At 39.3% G+C, this 22,126-nt stretch carries 19 protein-coding genes; 8 read left to right on the top strand and 11 right to left on the bottom strand.

The features are described from left to right. Positions 1 to 1,287: a proton extrusion protein PcxA gene (locus BV375_RS22345; RefSeq protein ID WP_086764339.1), complete on the bottom strand. Its 1,287-nt coding sequence runs from the start codon at positions 1,285 to 1,287 to the stop codon at positions 1 to 3. A gap of 1,221 nt (positions 1,288 to 2,508) precedes the next feature. Between BV375_RS22345 and BV375_RS22350 the strand changes: the two genes are divergently transcribed. From BV375_RS22350 to BV375_RS37735, 3 genes are all read left to right on the top strand, one after another. After that, positions 2,509 to 3,078: a pentapeptide repeat-containing protein gene (locus BV375_RS22350; protein WP_086764342.1), complete on the top strand. Its 570-nt coding sequence runs from the start codon at positions 2,509 to 2,511 to the stop codon at positions 3,076 to 3,078. Between the two features lie 300 nt (positions 3,079 to 3,378). Further along, complete coding sequence (locus BV375_RS22355; RefSeq protein ID WP_086764345.1) at positions 3,379 to 4,566, top strand: glycosyltransferase; 1,188 nt, start codon at positions 3,379 to 3,381, stop codon at positions 4,564 to 4,566. A gap of 67 nt (positions 4,567 to 4,633) precedes the next feature. Then, positions 4,634 to 4,792 carry a hypothetical protein gene (locus BV375_RS37735; protein ID WP_208099168.1) on the top strand — a complete coding sequence of 53 codons (159 nt, stop codon included), beginning with the start codon at positions 4,634 to 4,636 and terminating at the stop codon, positions 4,790 to 4,792. Here BV375_RS37735 and BV375_RS22360 read toward each other — a convergent pair. Together BV375_RS22360 and BV375_RS22365 are read right to left on the bottom strand one after the other, a co-directional pair. Continuing rightward, positions 4,782 to 5,948 (bottom strand): pyridoxal phosphate-dependent aminotransferase, encoded by a 1,167-nt coding sequence (locus BV375_RS22360; RefSeq protein WP_086764349.1) that lies wholly within the window; start codon positions 5,946 to 5,948, stop codon positions 4,782 to 4,784. The two genes, BV375_RS37735 and BV375_RS22360, sit on opposite strands and share 11 nt — an antisense overlap. Positions 5,949 to 6,326: 378 nt before the next feature. Further along, positions 6,327 to 7,208 (bottom strand): TauD/TfdA family dioxygenase, encoded by an 882-nt coding sequence (locus BV375_RS22365; protein WP_086764352.1) that lies wholly within the window; start codon positions 7,206 to 7,208, stop codon positions 6,327 to 6,329. Positions 7,209 to 7,483: 275 nt separating this feature from the next. On the opposite strand from BV375_RS22365, the gene BV375_RS22370 reads away from it, so the two are divergent. Beyond that, on the top strand, positions 7,484 to 8,011 hold the full coding sequence (locus tag BV375_RS22370) for an SH3 domain-containing protein (protein WP_243714012.1): 528 nt from the start codon (positions 7,484 to 7,486) through the stop codon (positions 8,009 to 8,011). Beyond that, positions 8,008 to 8,145: a hypothetical protein gene (locus tag BV375_RS37100; protein WP_166507504.1), complete on the top strand. Its 138-nt coding sequence runs from the start codon at positions 8,008 to 8,010 to the stop codon at positions 8,143 to 8,145. The genes BV375_RS22370 and BV375_RS37100 overlap by 4 nt, the downstream gene beginning before the upstream one ends. Positions 8,146 to 8,152: 7 nt before the next feature. Here BV375_RS37100 and BV375_RS22375 read toward each other — a convergent pair whose 3' ends face one another. Next, a complete protein-coding gene (locus tag BV375_RS22375; protein ID WP_086764355.1) occupies positions 8,153 to 10,306 on the bottom strand; it encodes a malectin domain-containing carbohydrate-binding protein in 2,154 nt (717 codons plus the stop codon). Between the two features lie 706 nt (positions 10,307 to 11,012). Between BV375_RS22375 and BV375_RS22380 the strand changes: the two genes are divergently transcribed. Then, on the top strand, positions 11,013 to 11,915 hold the full coding sequence (locus BV375_RS22380) for a cation diffusion facilitator family transporter (RefSeq protein ID WP_086764357.1): 903 nt from the start codon (positions 11,013 to 11,015) through the stop codon (positions 11,913 to 11,915). 6 nt (positions 11,916 to 11,921) lie between these two features. Here the strand turns inward: BV375_RS22380 and BV375_RS22385 are convergent, their stop codons facing one another. The 6 genes from BV375_RS22385 to BV375_RS22410 all read right to left on the bottom strand — a co-directional run bounded on the left by BV375_RS22385 (position 11,922) and on the right by BV375_RS22410 (position 17,616). Then, complete coding sequence (locus BV375_RS22385; protein ID WP_086764360.1) at positions 11,922 to 12,485, bottom strand: GNAT family protein; 564 nt, start codon at positions 12,483 to 12,485, stop codon at positions 11,922 to 11,924. Between the two features lie 385 nt (positions 12,486 to 12,870). Continuing rightward, positions 12,871 to 14,493 (bottom strand): glutamine-hydrolyzing GMP synthase, encoded by a 1,623-nt coding sequence (gene guaA / locus BV375_RS22390; RefSeq protein ID WP_086764363.1) that lies wholly within the window; start codon positions 14,491 to 14,493, stop codon positions 12,871 to 12,873. A 229-nt stretch (positions 14,494 to 14,722) separates the two neighbouring features. Next, a complete protein-coding gene (gene cbiD, locus BV375_RS22395; RefSeq protein ID WP_086764364.1) occupies positions 14,723 to 15,838 on the bottom strand; it encodes a cobalt-precorrin-5B (C(1))-methyltransferase CbiD in 1,116 nt (371 codons plus the stop codon). 28 nt (positions 15,839 to 15,866) lie between these two features. After that, positions 15,867 to 16,163 carry a hypothetical protein gene (locus BV375_RS22400; protein WP_086764367.1) on the bottom strand — a complete coding sequence of 99 codons (297 nt, stop codon included), beginning with the start codon at positions 16,161 to 16,163 and terminating at the stop codon, positions 15,867 to 15,869. Between the two features lie 61 nt (positions 16,164 to 16,224). Next, the gene (locus BV375_RS22405) at positions 16,225 to 16,821 is read right to left on the bottom strand and encodes a DUF3177 family protein (RefSeq protein ID WP_086764370.1); all 597 of its coding nucleotides are present in this window, start codon (positions 16,819 to 16,821) and stop codon (positions 16,225 to 16,227) included. A 573-nt stretch (positions 16,822 to 17,394) separates the two neighbouring features. After that, complete coding sequence (locus BV375_RS22410; RefSeq protein ID WP_086689390.1) at positions 17,395 to 17,616, bottom strand: Calvin cycle protein CP12; 222 nt, start codon at positions 17,614 to 17,616, stop codon at positions 17,395 to 17,397. 382 nt (positions 17,617 to 17,998) lie between these two features. Here BV375_RS22410 and BV375_RS22415 point away from each other — a divergent pair, with 382 nt between their 5' ends. Then, on the top strand, positions 17,999 to 19,231 hold the full coding sequence (locus BV375_RS22415) for an FIST N-terminal domain-containing protein (RefSeq protein ID WP_086764373.1): 1,233 nt from the start codon (positions 17,999 to 18,001) through the stop codon (positions 19,229 to 19,231). Between the two features lie 77 nt (positions 19,232 to 19,308). On the opposite strand, the gene BV375_RS22420 is transcribed toward BV375_RS22415, so the two are convergent. Then, entirely contained in the window at positions 19,309 to 20,418 is a 1,110-nt protein-coding gene (locus BV375_RS22420) for a metallophosphoesterase (RefSeq protein ID WP_086764376.1), read from the bottom strand. Positions 20,419 to 20,932: 514 nt separating this feature from the next. Between BV375_RS22420 and trmB the strand changes: the two genes are divergently transcribed. Then, complete coding sequence (gene trmB, locus BV375_RS22425) at positions 20,933 to 21,589, top strand: tRNA (guanosine(46)-N7)-methyltransferase TrmB (protein WP_086764545.1); 657 nt, start codon at positions 20,933 to 20,935, stop codon at positions 21,587 to 21,589. Positions 21,590 to 22,126 lie beyond the last annotated feature (537 nt).

A 22,126-nucleotide genomic window follows, 5' to 3' on the forward strand; every position in this document is an offset into this window, starting at 1 on the left:
TTATTCATTCATCTCTTTGAAGGTAGCTAATGCTGAAGGAGACAAACGACTGAGATAGCGAAATATCCAGTATTTAAATATAGTATCTAAAATTACAGGAAATGTCGCAATAAACAAAAATATGGCGCTTCTGTTAGCTGGTAGACCTAAATGTTCTGCGAAACCTTCTAGTAAAACTTCCCATCCATGCGGTGAGTGAAATCCTACAAATATATCCGTGAACAAAATAATTAAAAAAGCCTTGGCACTATCACTAAGACCATAGACAATATCATCTATAAAAGACTTAACAATTACAATTTCTTTTTTGCTCATAGCAACTACAACACCAAAAGCAACTAGTGAAAGCAAATCAGCAAATACATTGCTAATAGCACTATTGCTCTCATGACTGAATTCCTCAGCTATCTCAATAGCTTTATCACGAATTTGTTCTTGAACTCCTTCAGAAGAAAGTGCTGGTGCGTTATGTAATAAACTTTCCAATTTCAGTCGGTTCTCAAAACTCTTCAATTCGCTCAAAGCTTTTTCTTCCATATCTGTATTAAGAAAAAGTTGAGATGTTGTTTCGCCTCTAGTTCTTTCTACTAAAGGGCTTATTAATAATTGCTTAGAAAAATGTTGAGTTAAGAGTGGCACAAGAATTAAAATTAAGAAAAATCTCAATGCAATTCTTGTTCTCTTTCGCGAAATCTGATAATCTCTAACAAATTGTTCTTCTGCTTGCGGAGACAAGTCTGCTTGAATTTTATTAATTGTTCTGCCTATAGACCGAGGTAAAAATCCAGTTTTTTGGCTAAGTGAGGGAACTTTATGAATTTTTATATTGGATGAATCTACTTTCTTATTGATTTCATTATTATTAATTTGCAGTGGCTCAGAAATTGGTACTATGGCACTGCTACTAATTTGTTCATCTCTAGGAGTATACTTGGATATTACTTCATCAATGAACTGTAGTTTATCTAAAATTGCACTATTGGAGACATCCAACATTGAGCGACTTAAACGAAATTCTGCTAGCCTAATTTTAATAATAGTTAAATTCTTCTTCAGGTAACCTTGCCAATAAGACATGACATTTTCGGTATATTTTCCTGATGAAGCAGAAATTTTTTGGCTACCAAAATGCTCAATTTCAATGTTTCTAATTATCTGAGCAGCCTCGTAAGCTTCTAAGAGTGCTCTTTCTGGTGTATCTTCAAGCCATTGCTTTACTTTGCTTATGTAGTCTTTGAGTTTTTGGCGTAGTAACCCTGTGTTTTTTGTAAAGAATGAAGCTTTCATTTCCGACATTTTTTAGTCAATGTACTGAATTTAACTAAAAGCAATAGTAATAGCTAATTGAGAAAATCGCCACCAATAATCTATATCCTGTTGCCTATTATATAAACTCTTAATTCTGAGTGTACACCTATTAGAAGGTTAGGTACAAGAAACACAAACTTTGGATAATTTTAAATTTAGTTATGTTCGCCTTATCAAAGAAAACTTACCTACTTCCAATTTCATCCAATCCCGGAGTAAAGAGTAAGTTTAGCAATGTATAGCCGAGATGAATATATAAATTAAGTCTCCAGGTAGATATAATATTTACCGTATTCTGATTTATAAATACAATCTCCCAATTGGCTATATCTACGAGTCTCGGCAAGTAATGAATAACACATCAGATTTTTATCCGTAGTATAAATGGTTAAATATTTTTAACTAATACCTATTAAATTTGTATTTCAATAGTACGTATACAATATGTAAATTCTGTGTCATTCCTGTGACATTAAGTTTATTCAGCCTCAGCTAGACAAGTTAATAAAATTTATTTCTGTGATTAGCAAGGATTATCTGATGTGTTTATTTCTGGCTTTTTAAAAAATGACTTAATCATTTTCTTATAATCTAATTTAGGCTATTAAAAATAGTTAACTTGATATAACTGCCCTATTCATTTATGAAAAAAGGTATTGTATATTCTTCTTTCCTACTCCCTGTTCTCTGCCTCAAAGAGTAATTTCACAACTCCTACACAGATTGCTATAGAAATGCAATAATTATATTAATTGTCAAGTTAAGTTAATAATTTTGTATATTCTTGTTATTAAACACAACATTTCTTCCAAAATATTGCATTATATTGCAGCATTTATTATATTAATTATGATTTCCCGAATAGTTTTTTTGAGCGTTGCAGAATGCTATTATTCTATTTAACAACCTATCTCAAAGAATAAACGCATCATTACCAAACCGGAGTATTGGTTAATTTCTATTAACCTTTTTCTACGAAATTGTCTGCCTTCTTTGAATCTCTAATTAAGTTAGTAGCTCGTCAAGATAGTTAATTAATCTTACATTTGCTTTACTTAAATAATCCTGAATTGTAATACCAATTCTTTGTGAAACCACACATTAACGCTGCGTGTTTTAGCTTTGCTATGTTGTTGAAACTGAAATGGTTATGACGAAGAAATTAAGTATTACTACTAAATTACTACGAACTAAAAAATCATGGATGTGAAAGAACTTCTAACTAGGTATGCAGCAGGAGAAAGAAGCTTTAACGGTTTAGAACTGCCAGAAGCAGATCTGCGGGGAGCTAATTTAGGTGGTGTAGATTTTGGTAGAGTTAACCTCCAAGGAGCTAACCTCACAGGTGCATCCTTAAGTGGGGCTAATTTGAGTCAAGCAAATCTTAGAGGTGCAAAACTACATAGAGCGAATTTATCTGAAGTCATCCTAAGTGGAGCTGACTTACGCCAAGCGGCGCTGACAACTGCCAACCTCAATGAATCAGATCTTAGCGGTGCGTGTTTAAATGATGCAGACTTGTGTGATGCTAGTTTGCACATGGCATCACTCAGCGCAGCAAATTTGCAGGGTGCGAATTTGAGTGGGGCAAAAATGGGTGGAGTGAGGATGTGGAAAGCAAATTTGCAATGGGCAGATTTAAGTGGGGCTGACTTAAGCGAAGCAAACCTGAGCGAGGCAAACTTGACTGGGGCGAATCTCAATGCCACAGATATGAGTGAAACATTTATGACGGGAACAATTATGCCTGATGGCTTTATCCATCAGTAAATTATCCTTATTTAACACAGTGTCTATGGGTAGTTGCCAATTTCCGCAGTTTGGGTTTCTGCATTCACCTAGATTAACCAAGCGATCGCAGGTTCACTAGAGTAATAGTTAGTATTCTCCTAGGAGTTCGTAAATGCTTTGTGAACCACTAAGACACTAAGACACAAAGAAGAAAATAGTTTTTTCTCTTAAAATTTGGTTTATTGATTATCTTCACAATTAGTTACAAATAGGCGCTCAAAATTACACAGTTGATAGGAAGATATGTCAGAATTCTAAAATCATTAGACTGCTGGAACTATGAATTTGAGCCTGTGCATGATTGTGAAAAATGAAGCAGCGACACTGCCTAAATGTCTCAGCAGTGTGAAAAATGTAGTAGATGAAATTGTCGTTTTAGATACAGGTTCGAGCGATCGCACTCCAGAAATCGCTACAGCACATGGCGCAAAAGTCCATCACTTCCAATGGAATAATAACTTCAGTACGGCTCGTAATGAAGCTCTAAAATATGTCACAGGTGATTGGATTTTGGTGTTAGATGCAGATGAGACATTAAAGCCAGAAATTGTGCCACAGATTCGTTCTGCTATCCAAAGTGAAGAATACCTACTGATTAATTTAATTCGGCATGAGGTAGGTGCAGAACAGTCCCCATATTCTTTGGTTTCCAGACTTTTTCGCCATCACCCAGAAATTCGGTTTTCCCGCCCTTACCATGCTTTAGTTGATGACAGCATATCGGAGATTTTAAAGAAAGAACCTCACTGGCAGATCGGCTACTTACAAGGAGTAGCAATTCTGCACAAAGGTTACCAAAAAACTGCGATCGCTCAAGGTAATAAATATGCTAAAGCCCAAGCAGCAATGGAACAGTTTATTGCTAGTCATCCTTACGATCCTTATGTTTGTAGTAAGTTGGGAGCTTTATATGTAGAAACTGGGAAAATTAAGGAAGGGGTAGAACTGCTAAAAAGAGGAGTTAGGACTAGTCAAGAAAACTACGAGATATTGTATGAACTCCATTACCATTTAGGCATTGCCTACAGTAGGTTACACAATCCTCAACAGGCTAGCATCCACTATCAAGCTGCAATTAAGTTACCTATTTACCCCATTCTTAAGTTAGGAGCATATAACAATCTTGGTAACTTACTTAAAGCAGCCGGAGACTTAAAAAATTCCAAAAAAGCTTATCAAACAACTTTAAAAATTGACCCGAATTTTGCTGCCGGACATTACAATCTTGGGATGACATTGAAAGCTATGGGTTTATTTACAGATGCGATCGCTTGTTACCAAAAAGCAATCAAGTTAAACCCCAGCTATGCAGAAGCTTATCAAAATTTGGGTGTAGTGCAGCTAAAAGTTGGCAATCACCAAGCTAGCTTAACAGCTTTTAAAAATGCGATCGCCTTGCACCAAGAACATAACCCTGAAGAAGCGAAAAGACTTCGTCAGGGTTTGCAAGAGATGGGGTTAATGTGAGCAGGGAAGGGAGATGAGGGGGATGAGAGGGACAAGGAAGCAGAGGAGAAATAACTAATCTTACTCAATGCCGGCAGTTGCTACCCTGCGGGAACGCTTTCAGCGAACAAGCCGACGGCACTTCCTACAAGTCGGGGAACCCGCCCAACAGAGTGCCTTGGAAACCCGTCCAACGCACTGCCTCCCCAATGCCCCATGCCCAATGCCCAATAATACTAAATCCTAGATCTGACAAACTTTTCCAATCTATCCATTCCCTTTTCAATAGTTGCCATATCTGTGGCGTAGGAAAGACGAATGTTGTCATCAGCACCAAAGGCAATTCCAGGAATTACTGCAACTTGATGTTCTTCTATAAGAGCATCACAAAATTCTAAGGATTTTAGACCTGTTTTGCTGATGTCAGGAAAAAGGTAAAAAGCACCATCAGGTTTTGCAGTACTCAATCCTGGAATAGCGTTGAGTCTGTCTAGCATTACCTGTCGCCGTTTAGCGAACGCCTGGCGCATTTCTTCTACACAGTCTTGGGAACTTTCCAAGGCCGCGATCGCACCATATTGAGCAAAGGTGCACACATTAGATGTACTATGCCCTTGAATAGTACTTGTGGCTTTAATTATTTCCACTGGCCCTGCCAAATAGCCAATACGCCACCCTGTCATCGAGTAAGCTTTAGCAAACCCGTTGCTAATCAAGGTACGGGCGAAAATTTCCTTCCCTAAAGAACCAATGCTAATATGCTCTGCACCATCGTAGAGAATCTTCTCGTAAATTTCGTCAGAGACAACAAAGATATCTGCATCAACTACTACTTCCGCCAGTGCTTTAATTTCTGCTGGCGTATATACCATACCCGTAGGGTTAGATGGCGAATTGAGGATAAATAGCTTGGTTTTTGGCGTAATCGATTTTCGGAGTTGTTCTGGAGTAATTTTATAACCAGTTGAGGCATCTGTAGGCACAATCACCGAGACTCCACCAACCAAAGTCACCATTTCGGGGTAACTTAGCCAGTAGGGAGCCGGGATAATTACTTCATCTCCGGTATCGATCAGGGCCACGATCAAGTTGTACAGAGAATGCTTTCCACCGTTAGTGACGATGACATTTTCTGCTTTATAATCTAGACCATTATCAGCTTTGAGCTTGCGGGCGATCGCTTCCCTTAACTTTGGCTCTCCTGCGGCTGCGCCATATTTGGTTTTGCCTTCATCCAAAGCTTTTGCTGCTGCTGCCTTGATATGCGCTGGGGTATCAAAATCTGGTTCTCCAGCGCTAAAACTACAAACGTCCACACCCTCTGCTTTCATTGCCTTAGCTTTAGCTGCGATCGCTAAGGTTAAAGAGGGTGTTACCTGACTTACTCGTGCTGCCAGCTTCATTCTTAAATTTATTTGGCGAATCTCTAACTTATTTAACAATATCCCACAATCTTGATCGAGAATTGTCTTTTCAGAATTCCTTAGTCAGCCTAGTTAGCAAATGCTGGCATCTCAAAATTTCTTATAGAGTCTAGTTTGTAAATATTTGTACCAGTTAAATGTAACAGTTTTTTCTGGTTTAAATTTCCTAACGTACTTTGCTATCTACGGCTGTGGCTATGTTAGTAATATTTCAATAACAGTGAAAAAGCAAGTAAGTAAAACAAAATGCTACCGCAGTTAGTATATTCTTTACCTGAAATAGCAGCAGACTAACTAGCGATTTTCTAATTATCTAAATATTTCGGCTATTCTGGGATGGTTCTAAATAGTATCACTTTAGAAAGCAAAAGCTGGGGCACATAGCCTGATATAAATTTCTCGTTTTTCATCTGAGAAAGCTCTTCTTCCATGAAGTACTCTTGTATTATCAATCATCAAGATATCCCCTTTCTGCCACGCAATCTCTGTGGTTATTCTCTCAGCAATTTCATTTACTTCAGACATAACTTCCTCAGATATCTCTGAATCGTCTTCAAATCTAATAAGGTTTGAATATAACTGCTTGGCTGGCAATAAGCTATTGATAAAAACCCGATATTTTCTACATCTGCTGGGTATAATTGCCGGACTGATGTATTCAGTAAGTATTGATTTATCTTCGTATATTGTTAATTTAATATCATTATGTCTACATATTTCTTGTAGTTGATTTAGATTATCGATTTTGTATTTTTGCTGCCAAGCTTCTTCATTCATAGGCACAGTAAACTTGAGCTTCTTATTACTGAATAACTCTTTGGTAGAATTACTAAGCTCATTAAATAATTGCCTGCCATCACAAACTATTGTTTCACCTTTTTCTGCGGCTGGATTAGCACAGAAAAACCACAACATCAGTGGTACGTTTTTCTGATAATACATTTCTCCATGCAGCTTAATCTCAAAATTAAAATCATTTACGCTTAAAACTGTTTTATCATTCTTAATAATTCTTCTATTAAATGCTCCTCCTGAATAATCCATAAAATCAGTACTTAATAAGTTGCTAAACTCTGTAAATATTTCGGTATTCGTTTCAAATCCTCTAAAAAGCAATACTCCATATGATTTAAATAAGCTGATAATTTCTTCTTGAGCTAATTGGAAAATGCTATTACTATCAATACTAATAATTTGTTGACCTATACTGTTTGATATTGGCTGTAGCAGGAGGTTCATAGTAATTAATAAAAATTGACTAAACTTTTCATTTGTCTAGAATTAGCCCTATATAATTTAACATAAACTTATTTACTAAAAGTAGAATATTATATGGTAATTCCTACCAATAACATAAATATTATTAATATAATTTAAATTTATAGACATTCAATCTACTTTTAAAAGTCTCATTTAAATTAGGCTCTAACTCGATCAGTTAAGATGTGAGCTATAAATAAGACATCAGTGTTATTATTGGTGTCCTAAAACCGAAGCAGATTAGGACAAATAAAGTGAAGAATCAAGCATTGAAGCTAGCTACAGGATTAGCACTTATATGTACTAGCGTAGCTATCAATACTGGCATAGCTAATCAAATGGTCTTAGCAAAATCAAAAAATCCAGAAAAGTGTAATATTTATGCTTACGTGAATGTCTCAGCTTCGCAAGCTTTAAATGTGCGCAGTGGAGCAAGTAGCAACAATAAAGTTTTAGGGCAAGTACCTGTTAATGATACTGTTCAGGTTGTTGGTTTTTTGCCAAATTGGGCAAAGATTACTAATGCTAGTGGTGGTTTTAAAGGAACTGGGTGGGTATCTTTGGCAAAGTTAGGTCTATCGACAAGAGGCTATGGTACTAAAGGTGTGAAGCTTTATGCCAAAACTAATCAGAAAAGCCAGGTAATCGTACGAGTCCCACCTAATACAAATGTTAAATTATTAGGCTGTCAGGGAGGATGGGCATTGGTTGAATATAAAGCTATTAAAGGTTGGTTGGTAAGAGAAGATCAATGTGGTGCTGCTCTTACCAGTTGTTCTTGATATCTTACCAGTACACGCCAGTGATGATGGCGCTGCACTATCAAATTTTAGTTTGTTGTGGCGATCGCCATCCTGATGCAGAATTATATTTTGCATTCATTGCAACAGATGCGATCGCCTTTTTTCAAATCTGAACTAGCTTTAAAAAACCTCAAAAACGTTAGAATTTCCGTACCCTGACTTTAAACCACCGCCTGCAACCCAAATTTCCCCACCATAGACTACAGGGAAAATGCCATGCCTAGCGGTTGACATAGGTGTACCAACTCGCCAAGTATTGGTTTGTGGGTTGTAAATATCAACGCGATCATAAACATGATTGCTAGTTGCACCTCCACCATTTTGAGTTTCGCCACCCATCACATAAAACTCACCGTTGAGATAAGCAGCTTTACCTGTCCCACCTCGTGCTTGTGGCAGAGGTTTGAGAGATGAGCCAGCATCCAGGCTAGATATCCAGGTGTTCGTTGCAGGATCGTAGATTTCCACAGTATTGAAGCCATTGGCTACAACATTCGCGCCATCACGACCACCAAATACATATAGCTTACTGCCATCCGTACCTGATGCTGAGTGGTTAAGGCCCTGTTTCATAGGTGCTAACACCGTCCAAGTATTAGTTGACGGGTTGTATTTAGCTACTTGATTAGTCGTAGAAGAACCAATAATTCCACCAGCTACATATATTTCCCCATTAATTACAGCAGATGAACTAGAGCCTGCTGCAAAAGGCATATTAGCACCTAAACTCCACTTGTTAGTGGCTGGATCGTAGATTTGTACCTTGCCATCGGCACCACCACCTAACCCTCCTAGTAGATAGAGTTTTCCATTTAAAACTTCGGCTGCTTGGTGATTGCCTACGAATGGTCTAATAGCTACAGTACTCCAGGTTCCAGTCGCCACATTGTAAGCAAGGGTGGCATTATTAGCTTCACCTACAACATAAACTATGCCGTTAATTACTCCCGAACTCACTTCACCTAAGGATATGGGCATTTTTGCAGCCGAATCCCAAACACCTGGAGTTGTTGAAGGATTCCCGGAAGTAATGTTGACTGTAAATGTTCCTAAAGTGCCGCTTTGGAGATAGTTATTGCTGGTGTCGCTAACTTGATTAGCCTGTACTGACACAGTATAAGTTCCGTTATCAGCCGCGTCCCAGCTACCACCAGGAGCAGCAATTTGGTAGGTTGCTGTTCGCGGTGTACCGTTAGTGTTAGTATTTACACCCACCAATGTTACAGAAGGCTTAACTCCATTGGGTCCAGTCACTACGATATCTTGAGAATTCAGAGTAGATACATTTACTCCGACATTATCGGCATAGGACACCGTCAAGTTTTGACTTGTACCACCACTGGTAGTGATGTTTGTCGCAGATAAACTTGCCGTTGGTGGTGTCGAGTCTGTTTGGTTAGGAGAGAGAAATTCAATGTAATCAAACCTTGCGTACTCTCCCTGGTTCTGTGTACCTGCGATCTGAATTACATCTTTAGCATTGATTGCTAGCCCAGTCGCAACAGTTCGACGCACAAAAGTCTGGGTGGTGGCTGCATTACTGCCCAGATTCTGGTCAAGATTCCATGCATCTACCTGCTTACCGCCAATATTTACGGCAAAATTACCAACTCCGTCGTTCTCGTCATAGTAACCAACTACGACATTATAAGTACCAGCAGCACCATTAAACGTAGTCGTGGCTGTGCCTGTTGCAGCAACCGCACCAGAAAGACTAACGACCTTTCCACCAGAAGCAGTAGTATTTGACTCAACGCCGTAGTTAGTTAGCGTCATAGTTTCCGCTTCTAAACGAATCGGTGTTGCTTGTGGTGTTGGCTGTGAGCTAGGAATAACCTCAATATCGGAAACTTTTGCATTGTCTACACTAGCCAAAAAGTCTAGATTGAGTATCCCATCTGTAACCTGAACGTCTACTGATTTTCTCAGTGCCGTATTTACCCCAGCTTGAGCAACGATATCTAGGTTTTTGATGACAGATGCACCCTCAATATTGACATCAAAAACTCGTTGCCCTGGACTAGACCAAAAAATCTCTGCAAAGTCTAGATTTACTTTGTAAGTACCACTGGATATGGGGATATTGTACGAAAATTGTTTTCCCCAACGTTCTGTTTGATATAGTAGTGGGTCGCTGCTACCACTAATAGGTTTGTTTGTCGCATAAGTATTGCTAGTACTGTAATTAGCATCCTTTGCCCAGACATTGCCTGAGAGATCCGTATAAGTATCTCCACCAGCATTAATCCTTATTGGCATATTTTCCACAGGCATTTCTCCTTGAGATAAGTTGTTTTGACAGAAGAAGCGGTTCAATTACTCTTTAGTCATCAACACTGAGATGTGAAGAATTAAGCTTTTGATTTCCACCTGCCTTACAGAACCTTACTGTTCTATATACTGAAGTATCATGTAATATTAAAATCCTATTAGGTAATGATTTTGAAGATATAAAGAGACTATGTTTTTTTGGTAAAGCTTAAGTACAACTTTTAATAAATTCTTAGCCGCTTAACCGAATGCAAGGTAAGAGGCATAAACTTATTTTTTATTTAAAGAAGAATATCGCAGTGCCATACTTATATACTTTGGCAACAAATAAATTTAAATAACTAACTTAAAATGCAATGCTTGCTAAAACTCTATTTACAATTTCTGATAGGGTCTGAAGTTGAGCGTAGAGATAGTATTGTTTTCTCTAGATGTGGCAAAAAAAGGATAGATAGTACTGTGGATTTATTAATGCCTTTCTAAAAGAAATAGAAGAAATTTAATATTAAAAATCTCCTACTAGCAAGAACGAAATTTCTAATAAATACCCAGCTTTAAAGGATTGTTATTTATAAATAATCGCAATAAATTTATATACAAATTTTACTCTTTAGAGAGATGTATTGTTTACAGGATAATATTTTGATACATATTATTTGGGTTTTGAGTTTTAATTACAAACCCTATCACTCGATGTTACAAATTATTTATGACTTACGATAACCGCGCGGTGGTACGCAAGGTTCTAGTTATCACCCTACTGTTAAACCTGTTTGTGATGGCATTGAAAGCAGTAGTGGGTTACTCAACAGGTTCTCTCAGCTTGCTAGCTGATGCTTTACATAGTGTTACAGATAGTGCCAACAATGTTTTAGGATTGATTACTAGTAGGTTTTCATCCCCACAACCCGATCGCGAACATCCATATGGACACCAAAAATTTGAAGCTGTGGGAGCTTTAGGAATTTCTGCATTTTTAGGAATAGCTTGTTTTGAAATTCTTCAAGGAGCAATCGAAAGAATTCTTAAAGGTGGTCAATCTGTCACAATATCAGCGCCAGAACTGTGGTTATTACTAATTGTGCTGGGTGTAAATATTTTTGTAACTTTTTACGAACGTAGTGTCGGGAAGCGGGTTGGTAGTCCAATTTTGATTGCTGATGCTACTCATACTATGAGTGATGTCTGGGTAACTATTACTGTAATAGCTGGACTAATTGGCGTTTGGCTAGGTTATCAATGGCTGGATGTAGTTTTAGCTTTTCCAGTTGCTTTATTGGTATTTTGGAGTGGTTGGTCAGTTTTAAAAGAAAATTTGCCTTCGCTAGTTGATGAAATGGCGATCGCACCAGAAGCCATTCATGCGATCGCGCTTTCTGTTCCTGGGGTAATTAACTGTCATGACATTGCTTCTCGTGGAGTTTTGGGCCGTCAAGTCTTTATTGAAATGCATTTAATCGTAAATGCAGCAGATGTAGAAACTGCCCATCGCATCACTGAAGAAGTAGAAAGCCAACTAGAAGAAAGTTTCAGGCCTGTAAGGATTCTCATTCATGTAGAACCACCAGCCTACCAGTCTGAAAAAATTACCTTTGAATCTGGTTCAAAATAGCGTCACTCAAATCAGATAGCTATAATCTTTTTTTAATAAAGAGAATATCTTCAAATCATGAAATCTTCCTTTCCAAAAGCCATATTCTCTCAACACTCCTTCCTCGACAAATTGTAATTTTTTTAATAATTGCATAGAAGCAGTATTATCTAGCATTACCAATGCTTCAATTCGATTTAAATCCAATTGATCAAAACCCCATTGGATAATAGCGCTTAGAGCCTCTGTCATGAAACCTTTTCTCCAATGCTCTCTAGCAAGTTCATATCCAATTTCTGCCTGAAAGCGATTTCTAATGCTATAGCCACAGGAACCAACGATCGCATTGTCCTCTTTCCTCGCTATTCCCCACCGAATAGCCTCTTGGTTGTGAAAGCGTTCTGCACGGCGCTGAATAAGAAACTGGGCTTGCTTTACACTGATGGCGGTTTCTACGTCATGATACTTAGTTACTTCATCATCTGCAAAAATCTGAAAAACTTCTGGCGCGTCATTTATTGTTGTTTCCCGCAAAATTAAATTCTCAGTTATCAGTTGCGGAAAATTTTGGAAAGCAGCATTGATGCACATTAGACTTCTGGCATAAGTTAATTTTTAGGATATCTAACCCCAGATAAACACAGCGAAAAATCTCTTACGAGGCTTGCTCCGCTCAAAATTTTTCAAGATAGATAAACGCCGATATTTATCTGTGTCCATCAGTGTTTATCTGTGGTTTTTTATTCTTATTCCTATTTTTGTAAAAAGTTTATTGCTGAGTTTAGCTAAAATTCATCATAAAAGAGAGTTATGAGCTTTTAGTGCTTGCGACTTCAAACTCATAACTCGTAATTTCTCATTGAGACCTCTTGCATAAGTCGATTGTTTGGATATTGAACCATAGATAAACATCGGTGTGCATCTGTGGTTTTTTTATTCTTCTTGGGATTTTGCAAGCAGTCTATTCAGAACTTAATTATTCCCATTCGATGGTTCCAGGCGGCTTTGAGGTGATATCATAAACCACCCGATTCACACCTTTCACCTCATTCACAATCCGGTTAGAAATTACTTCCAACACATCGTAAGGTACACGCGCCCAGTCAGCAGTCATGCCATCTTCGCTGGTGACAATCCGCAAAACAATGGGGTAAGCGTAGGTACGTTGATCGCCCATCACACCAACACTGCGAATTGGTAGCAACACAGCGAATGCTTGCCAAACATCGTGGTACAAACCACGTTGGTTAATTTCTTGGCGAACAATCAAATCGGCATCGCGTAGGATGTTTAATCTGTCAGCAGTGACTTCACCTAAAATCCGAATTGCCAAACCAGGTCCGGGGAAAGGTTGGCGTTGAACGATTTCTTCTGGTAACCCAATAGAACGTCCCACTTTGCGGACTTCATCTTTAAAAAGTTTCCGCAATGGTTCTACTAATTTAAATCGCAAATCTTTTGGCAATCCGCCGACATTATGATGACTCTTGATTTTTACCGCTACTCGTTCACCAGTTTGGGGATCGACATTGGTATCAGCAGATTCAATTACATCTGGATATAGCGTACCTTGGGCTAAATAATCAAAGTGACCGAGGCGTTTAGATGTTTCTTCAAATACACTAATGAATTCGTGACCAATGCGACGACGCTTTTCTTCAGGATCTGTTACACCAGCAATTTTAGCTAGGAAGCGATCGCGGGCATTTACATACTCTACCGGAATATGAAACTGCTCTTGGAATAGCTTTACCAATCGCTCTGGCTCATATTTACGCATAAAGCCTTGATCGATAAACACACAAGTTAGCTGATCGCCGATGGCTTTATGTAATAAGAAAGCAAGAGTAGAAGAATCTACTCCGCCAGAAAGCGCTAACAACACTCGCTTATCACCGACTCTGGCGCGAATTTCCCGAACTGATTCTTCGACAAAAGCTGCTGTTGTCCAAGTGGGTTCGCAGTCGCAGATATGGTAAACAAAGTTGCGGATTAATGCCAAGCCGCCAAGGGAATGTACTACTTCTGGATGGAACTGTACACCATAAAGTTTTTTCTCGTGATCGGCGATCGCCGCACAAGGTGTATTTTCTGTGTGTGCTAGTAATTCAAACCCAGGTGGCATTTTAGTGACGGAGTCTCCATGACTCATCCACATCGTCGTACCATCTTCGACGTTCGTTAGCAAGTCTGTGGGATCATCTATATATAATGATGCTTTACCATACTCACCGCGATCGGCCTTTGCTACTTCCCCACCAAGCTGGTTCACCATCAGTTGCATACCATAGCACACACCCAAAATGGGAACTCCCAAATTCCAAATTTCTGGGTCACAATGGGGAGCGCTATCCCCATAAACTGAACTTGGACCACCAGAGAGGATAATTCCTTTAGGATTAAGTTGCCGTAAATGTTCAGCTGTCGTACGATAGGACAGGACTTCTGAGTATACTTGTGTCTCGCGGATGCGACGGGCAATTAGTTCGGAATACTGAGAACCAAAGTCCAAGATCACAATTATTTGGCGATTGAGCTGTCCCCAATTTTCATTTGCTTGGGGTGCTTGTTCAGTTAGTAGAGTCACCGCTGTATTCATGATGGTGAGATTGTGTCTGTTAGGATAAATCGTCGCTCTGTGGTCTAAGTGTTACCATTATCTCTGCCTAAGTTAGGTTCATAATGGTAAATAAATTTCCTACTAACGCGCTTGTTTAACGCGTCTGTTTAGCCTATGAATTTGGCATGGTATTAAAAAGACAAAATTACCCTAGTTGCGCTACTGAAAAAGTTATTTATTTGGATTATTTATGATTATTCATATTAAGTTAACATAATTTTCCGGACAACATACAAGCAGTTTTGCTCTTCATGATAATTTTGCGATCGCGGTCAAAAAGAATTGAGCCACAAACTATAGCAGACGTGCCATTTTTGCTATGGCTTTGAATGTATTTTTGGGAACGGTCATCAATAGCTTTGGCGATCGCACTATAAACTTTATTTACCCAATCACTGCCTGTTCTAGCATCTAGCGATCGTAAGTATGTGAGTGCAGCTTCAGCAGTGGGGCTGTCAAAAATTGCTTGTATATCTGACTGCTTTAATCCAGCTAAACTACAGTAAGTGGTAAGAATCTCCCGACGTCCATCAGCAAGGTGATGATGGGTATGAAAAATTCCCCCTGCCAATTTCATGAGTTTTCCATGATACCCAAATAATAAGATTTCTTTAACACCCAGAACATCAGCTTCGACTAACATTGGCCCTAGCCAGTTAGCAGTTTTTACCAACTGTTCGGGATTAATACCGATTTTTCGCGCTAAATCTAAGCCATTCTCACCAATACAAAATACCAAGCTGTCAAATTGACTGGCTTTGCGTTGTAAATCAGCGCGGAAAGCTGTCAGTTGCTCTGGTGTACTTAACGGTTGAGAAATTCCTGTGGTTCCCAACAGAGAAAGCCCTTCAACCACACCAAAAGCGGCATTAGAAGTACGAACAGCAAGCGATCGCCCGGAAGGTAAAATAATTGTGACAGTAATTCTTTCTTTTGGTGCTAGCGATCGCTGCAAGTTCTCTTGCAATAGCCTTTGAGCATAAGCGTAAATAGCCGCTTTGCCTTCACCATTCTCCTGCTTACCGATCCCTTCTCCCCCTTGAATAATTACCGCTTCTCCCTCTCCCTCCTGCCATTCCACCAATGCCCAAATCGGTGTATTTTTAGTTAAATCGAGATTATCACCAGGATCGCTGCGGGTAATTGCTAAAGCCATGTTCTCAGATAATCCTGCGACCTGTTCAATTGGGATTTCAGCGATTTGGGCTGGTTCGAGCAAATCTACCGAGACTACTGTTAAAGGTTGACGATGACGCAACCAATGTAAAGCTGCAATGGCAGAAGCACAGGCAAAAACGGGAAGAGTGTAGCCAGAACGGGACATTGGGAATAGCTAAAAGTTAAAAGAATAATTAAACTCCTACTTCTGATAATAGAGCTTGCATGTCTTCCCACAATAGTTCTTGTTGGATATAACGAGGTGCTTCCGGATTGTAAGGAGTAGCTACTCGGTCAATGCTGAGAATTTTAGCCTCATCTGGCAGCACAGGTATATCTGGATCAAATGCGGTTGGGCGCATAAGCGAACTAGAAAAGCCCTTGAATATGGCAATTGTGTCTTCTTCACTACCAACTTCCACCTTGACTAATAAAACTTCTTGGGGTCGTTTGGTAGTGTATTGTTCCAGTTGCTTACCAATAGAATTCATTTTTGGAAGTTTGAATCTTCTAGACGACCGTAGGAGACTTTCAATTTAAGCACAGCGAGGATTACTGTTGTGTAGCTGAACGTCCCTGCTTACCTAGCTTAATTAAGACAAAGTAGCTTAAATAAAGTACGTAAATCACTAAGCTCATAATGCCAAGAAAGCCTAGAAATGCAGGTTTGCTATTGGCATGAAAATATTCTTTAAATAGCAACGGAGCTTCTAACCAGACTCGACAATAGGAAGACTTGAGTGCAGTGGGAGAAAAAGCACAACCCAAAAAAGGTATAAAGGCTATGGTGCCTAAAATCCCATAAATCGTCATAGCCCAACGCCAAGAGGTAAAAATTAGTTTTAGCGGTCCGGTAGCTTGATACTCAATTTCATCATTTAGATCCACCCAGAACCACAAGGAAACGGGGATCAAGATCCGACCAATCAATCCAGAGAGAAAACTTACCCCAAACCCACCAATCATCAAGTAAATGGTAATGACCAGCAAACTGGATACTCGCCAGTAAATAGTTAATAAGCGTTGTATTCCTTCTGCTCTTTGCACAAACGCCCAAATCAGCAGAATTAGGGGAATAATCACCATAAATATCAGTGCTAGTCTATAGTCAAGCCATACAAACGGGCGAAACCAAACATCATTTTCCATAGTTTTACCAAACTATAAATTCAGCAATCTAACTAAGAACAACTATCCTTAATTGAGATAATTAACAGTTATTAGCCAGCTAATAGCTGTTATATGATAGCTAACAGTTTAATTAAAACAAAGAATTTAGGTAATAGCTAAGGCTAGATCTTTTTATACCTATTTACGGAAATTTCGACTACACTTAAAACACTTTGTTAGACTAAAAAATATCTGTGCCCTGACTACAGCATTTATTGCTACATAATAGGGTACTTAGATGTGTAATTTGCAAAAAAAACAAGCAACTCAAAGCTTATTTACTTAATATCTTGCACTAACAGACAACAAACTGAGGGTGAGTTTTGCAACTTACCCTAATGCTAGATGTCATCTAAACTCCCAAGAATCTCTAATAAGCCTCAAAGATTTCCTCTAAACTTCCTCAACCTCAGATAAATAAATGAGTTTCCTCAATCTTAAAAGAAGCTGAGTAAATAGAGATCGGAGTTGTTAAAGCTGCAAGATATCAGTAAATATGTCCTGGTTGCTTGCCCGTCCGTCAGACAAAAATAAAATTAGTCAATTTAATTTTTAGTCTTCGTAAACTCGACACTCAACTGCTTCTGGATTGTCATCACAGTATTTTTCTAAGGAATTTTTTGGCTTACTTTGGCGCTGATGGGAAGCTTCAGCTTGCAATTCTTCAACTGCATCCCAAGCCGCAGCACATTCAGCAGAGTTGCTACCTGAAACGTCACAGACAGCACGAGCTTGTTCAACTTCGTCTTGGATTTTTTCTTGGATGTCGCTCATAGATTTAGTCTCGTTGTGTGGTGTTAATACCAGTATAGAAAAATCTCAAAAATGACGGTTTTTTGTTCTATCGTTCACCATTCTAACCACTTAGCTGTTAAGTTAGTGTTTTAGTCTGATGATCCATAACTAATACAATAAACGATGGCATATATACTACATTTATATTTATCTTTTAAGATTTTGTAGGGCCAGTAGTACGAAAGTATAATCATACAATATATTTAATAAATCTAGTAGGGAATAACAACCCTAGCTTCCTGGAATGGATAGGCCACTGAAGTCAGAGAAATAAAGTTAGCATCAACTCTTATCGGATGCAATTCTACCCAGGAGCAAAAGTCAAAAGAACAGCCCAAAGAGAGAAAGAAGCCTAAAACTCATGGCAGATCAAATGCAGTGGGCAAATGCCCTGTCAACCCGTCCTTCTTTAGAAGCAGCTATTACAGATGTAGTAGAACGGGCTGTCTCATCGTTAAACGCACCGGCAGATCTGGGGCTGGTATTCATTTCGTCTGCTTTTGCTAGCGAGTATTCGCGGCTGTTACCTTTGCTGGCTGAGAAACTTTCAGTACCTGTGTTAATTGGCTGTAGTGGTGGTGGTGTGATTGGCACCACCGCCGAGGGACAAACCCAAGAACTAGAAGCAGAAGCATCTCTAAGTTTGACTTTGGCACATTTGCCTGGGGTGGATCTTCAAGTCTTTCATGTGATTGCTGAAGAATTGCCTGACTTGGATAGCTCACCAGATGCTTGGATTGATTTGATTGGTGTACCACCATCGCCAACCCCGCAGTTCATTTTGCTGTGTGGTTCATTTTCTTCTGGAATTAACGATCTATTACAGGGGTTAGATTTTGCTTATCCTGGCTCGGTAACGGTGGGAGGACAGGCTAGTGCTGGAGCTATGAGTGGTCGCATGGCTCTATTTTGTAACGATCGCCTGTATCGAGAAGGGACAGTAGGATTGGCTTTAACTGGCAACATTGTACTAGAAACAATCGTGGCTCAAGGATGCCGACCGATTGGTCAACCATTACAAGTAACGAAAGCCGAACGCAACATTATTTTGGAACTAGATGAGCAAGTCCCGTTAATGGTATTGCGCGAAGTGATTGCCAATCTCACCGAAAAAGAGCGGATACTAGCACAACATTCTCTGTTTGTTGGGGTAGCAATGGATGGGTTTAAGCCTTCTTTGCAGCAAGGAGACTTCTTAATTCGGGGTATCCTTGGGGTAGATCCCTCCGCAGGAGCGATCGCTATTGGCGATCGCGTTCGTCCCGGACAACGTCTCCAATTCCACCTCCGCGATGCCGAAGCCTCCGCAGAGGATCTAGAATTTCTCCTACAGCAGTATCAAACCCAACGAGCTAGTGAAGGCGCTGCCGCAGCTGCTTTAATGTTTACCTGTGTGGGACGTGGGGAAGGACTATACGGCAAACCCAATTTTGATTCTGAGCTATTTAGGCGCTATATCAAAGATATTCCTGTAGGTGGTTTTTTCTGTAACGGCGAAATTGGTCCTGTTGCTGGTAGTACTTTTTTACACGGTTACACCTCAGTATTTGGGATTTGCCGGGCATTAGATCTTGAGGATGAGAAGATAGGGTAATAGTCATTAGTTATGAGTCAAGGGTCAAGAGTCAAGAATTATTAGTTATTTCTCCCTTGTCCCCCCTGCTCCTATCATCACCCCTTCTTCAGCAGAATACTGCTGTTGTTATCAATTAGAGTTGGAGTGCCACCAGTGGCGATCGCACTATATTTTTGAATGTAGCGGCGCACTTTGCGAGGAAACTCAGGAAAGTCTAATAAAGCATCTCCATCGGCAATAGTTGCCCAGAAATCGCGCAAACTAGGTGCTAGTTCTTCTGCCTGGTCAGTTGGTAAGTTTAAGGGGGGTAGAGTGAGCAACTTCATCAAGAAGGGAAAAGAGCGATCGCCCATCCATTGTCTGGATAACTGTTGCAAATTGGGAAAATCGGGTACTGACTCTACACGATGAGATAAAATTTGCAACCATTGCCTGCCGTAGTTATCGCGATGATACTCTAAAACTCGATAAGGGTGAGGATAACTGACTAAAGAACCAGTCGTAATATCGTATACCCCTTCCGCACAAGCAACATCCTGAACGTGCAAATGCCCCGTAAACACTAAATTAACTCCGTAGCGCTGGAGCAACTGCACTAGTTCCCCTGAATTTTCCAACATATAGCGATTCGCCATTGGATGACACGATTGATTGGGCAGATGTTCAACAACATTGTGATGCACCATGACCAACACCAATTCATTTTTGGCTGCTGCTAGCACCTCTTCTAACCACCTTAACTGTTCGCTATCCAAACGCCCTATCTGCTGACCTTGGTCATTAAAAGAGTTGGAATTTAGTCCAATCAGCCGGACTCCAGGCATTAACTGACTACTATAGTAAAGTTGCTGTGGATTTTCATAACCAAACTTGCGGTAATAGTAAGGAAAATCGACAAAGGCAATAGATTGCTGATCTGCCATCAACACAGGAACATCATGATTGCCAGGGACAACATAGACGGGAAAAGGTAACTTTGCTAAACGTTGTTGCAACCAAGTGTGGTTATCTGGTTCACCGTGCTGGGTTAAGTCTCCTGGAATTAAAAGGAAATCTAAATCGAGTTGTGCTAAATGTTCTAATACACTTTCAAAAGCTGGGATGCTTACCTCAACCAAATGAAAACGGCTGGGGTGATTCCAGATGGTGTGAGGAAGTGCGATGTGTAAATCACTAACTATGGCAAAACGAAAATTTAGAGCCATTGATTTCAGGATACTTTTAAAAGTAGGGTTAAAACAAGTCTTTTCCAAAGAGTATAACCCTTGCTTTGTAACCCTGCGTAGGATTGCTTGTGCTTAACATTCGTACATATTAAAGGTCGAGGTTCGCAATATTATATCTATCTTAAAAATTTAGCAGCTATCCTGTTCGACATACCCTGTTTGCCTAAAGCGGTTTTATATAGTATGCAGAATCAGAAAAGACTGCATAGATATTTTTGATAAAAATCGGCATAATCGCAAATTATAGATTGGGATATATGTTGATATATAGACTTAATAATTGAGCAAAAATTTGGTGCAAAATAATTAGTTGAGCCTTTGAATTTCCCATGAATTCATTCTGAGTTTAGGTTTCTCAATCTAGAATCAACTTTTTATTTTCCTTTGAATTATCATTTAAGTTAATATATTATTTACCCTCATCTCTCAACAAGGTGGGTGCAACCTAGTTATTTCTTGTTATTTGATATTTTTACGTCAAGGAGAGTCTATTTTGGCTGCTGTGCGAGTACGTCAACATGTTAATCCGCTTGCCCAAAAGTATCAAACACCAGTTAATTCCCTGGATTGGGATAAATTGTATACCCAGCCTCACCAACCACTACATCTAGATATTGGTTGTGCTAAAGGACGGTTTTTGTTAAATATGGCTCAGATAGAACCCAACTGGAATTTTCTCGGTTTGGAAATTCGAGAACCCCTTGTGGTAGAAGCAAATCATTTGTGTGCGGATTTAGGTTTAACAAACCTCCACTATTTATTTTGTAATGTAAATATATCGCTAAAAACACTTTTATCTTCTCTGCCCACAGGTACTTTACAGCGCGTCACCATTCAATTTCCCGATCCTTGGTTTAAAACTCGCCATGCTAAACGGCGAATAGTGCAACCAGAATTAGTGTCAGACTTAGCAAATTATCTTGCTGTTGGTGGTGTTGTATTTTTGCAATCAGATATAGAATTTTTAGCTTTAGAAATGCGCGATATCTTTGCCCAAAATCCAGCTTTTCAGAAACTTAGTGCAGAAGAGTGGCTGGCAGAAAACCCGCTACCTGTCTCTACAGAAAGGGAAATAGCTACTCAGAATAAGGGTGAACCAATTTATCGCGCTTTATTTATCAAAAGAAAAGTACCACCTGAAAACTTGTGACAACGCGATCGCATATTCTCAAACTTCTCTTGAGCGAGCAATTTCGGCAAGTAATCGTTCTTATGCCACTCAGGGGAAGAAACAATAATTGTAGATTTGGTTGAACTTAGACTTCCTTAAATGCTTCGTCTTTGGTTGTTACCACAGGCTAGCAGCTTCTCGCAGGGTGCTAAAACTCAACAATCATAAGGTTTTTGGTGTTGGGCTTCGTTTTTGATACTAGTTTGAGAATACTTGGTGTCTACCTGCGGGAAGCCACCTTGTGGGATTCTACATGCCTTTGCGTTAAAAAATCTTGAACCACCCTTCGGGCAACATTCTATGACTCGCTGACATCAGCCGCCTACAGTATTGGTTCACTAAAATACACAAAAAAGTAGAGATTTCATTCGTCCTGGTGTACGCAATTCATTACTGCGACGCAATAATTATGTTTATAAAAAACTTCTCACATTAAAATAGTATTACCGAAATTTATAAGAAAAAACTGATACAGACTTTTCGCAAAGTTCATTCAGATTTTTTTTCAAATAGCCT

It is taken from the genome of Nostoc sp. 106C (assembly GCF_002154725.1).
GTDB lineage: Bacteria > Cyanobacteriota > Cyanobacteriia > Cyanobacteriales > Nostocaceae > Aulosira.

Excerpts from the sequence above, each read along its gene's own strand:
- BV375_RS22345 (WP_086764339.1), bottom strand. The coding sequence starts at position 1,287 with ATGAAAGCTTCATTCTTTACAAAAAACACAGGGTTACTACGCCAAAAA.
- BV375_RS22350 (WP_086764342.1), top strand. The coding sequence starts at position 2,509 with ATGGATGTGAAAGAACTTCTAACTAGGTATGCAGCAGGAGAAAGAAGC.
- BV375_RS22355 (WP_086764345.1), top strand. The coding sequence starts at position 3,379 with ATGAATTTGAGCCTGTGCATGATTGTGAAAAATGAAGCAGCGACACTG.
- BV375_RS37735 (WP_208099168.1), top strand. The coding sequence starts at position 4,634 with ATGCCGGCAGTTGCTACCCTGCGGGAACGCTTTCAGCGAACAAGCCGA.
- BV375_RS22360 (WP_086764349.1), bottom strand. The coding sequence starts at position 5,948 with ATGAAGCTGGCAGCACGAGTAAGTCAGGTAACACCCTCTTTAACCTTA.
- BV375_RS22365 (WP_086764352.1), bottom strand. The coding sequence starts at position 7,208 with ATGAACCTCCTGCTACAGCCAATATCAAACAGTATAGGTCAACAAATT.
- BV375_RS22375 (WP_086764355.1), bottom strand. The coding sequence starts at position 10,306 with ATGCCTGTGGAAAATATGCCAATAAGGATTAATGCTGGTGGAGATACT.
- BV375_RS22380 (WP_086764357.1), top strand. The coding sequence starts at position 11,013 with ATGACTTACGATAACCGCGCGGTGGTACGCAAGGTTCTAGTTATCACC.
- BV375_RS22385 (WP_086764360.1), bottom strand. The coding sequence starts at position 12,485 with ATGTGCATCAATGCTGCTTTCCAAAATTTTCCGCAACTGATAACTGAG.
- guaA (WP_086764363.1), bottom strand. The coding sequence starts at position 14,493 with ATGAATACAGCGGTGACTCTACTAACTGAACAAGCACCCCAAGCAAAT.
- cbiD (WP_086764364.1), bottom strand. The coding sequence starts at position 15,838 with ATGTCCCGTTCTGGCTACACTCTTCCCGTTTTTGCCTGTGCTTCTGCC.
- BV375_RS22400 (WP_086764367.1), bottom strand. The coding sequence starts at position 16,163 with ATGAATTCTATTGGTAAGCAACTGGAACAATACACTACCAAACGACCC.
- BV375_RS22405 (WP_086764370.1), bottom strand. The coding sequence starts at position 16,821 with ATGGAAAATGATGTTTGGTTTCGCCCGTTTGTATGGCTTGACTATAGA.
- BV375_RS22410 (WP_086689390.1), bottom strand. The coding sequence starts at position 17,616 with ATGAGCGACATCCAAGAAAAAATCCAAGACGAAGTTGAACAAGCTCGT.
- BV375_RS22415 (WP_086764373.1), top strand. The coding sequence starts at position 17,999 with ATGGCAGATCAAATGCAGTGGGCAAATGCCCTGTCAACCCGTCCTTCT.
- BV375_RS22420 (WP_086764376.1), bottom strand. The coding sequence starts at position 20,418 with ATGGCTCTAAATTTTCGTTTTGCCATAGTTAGTGATTTACACATCGCA.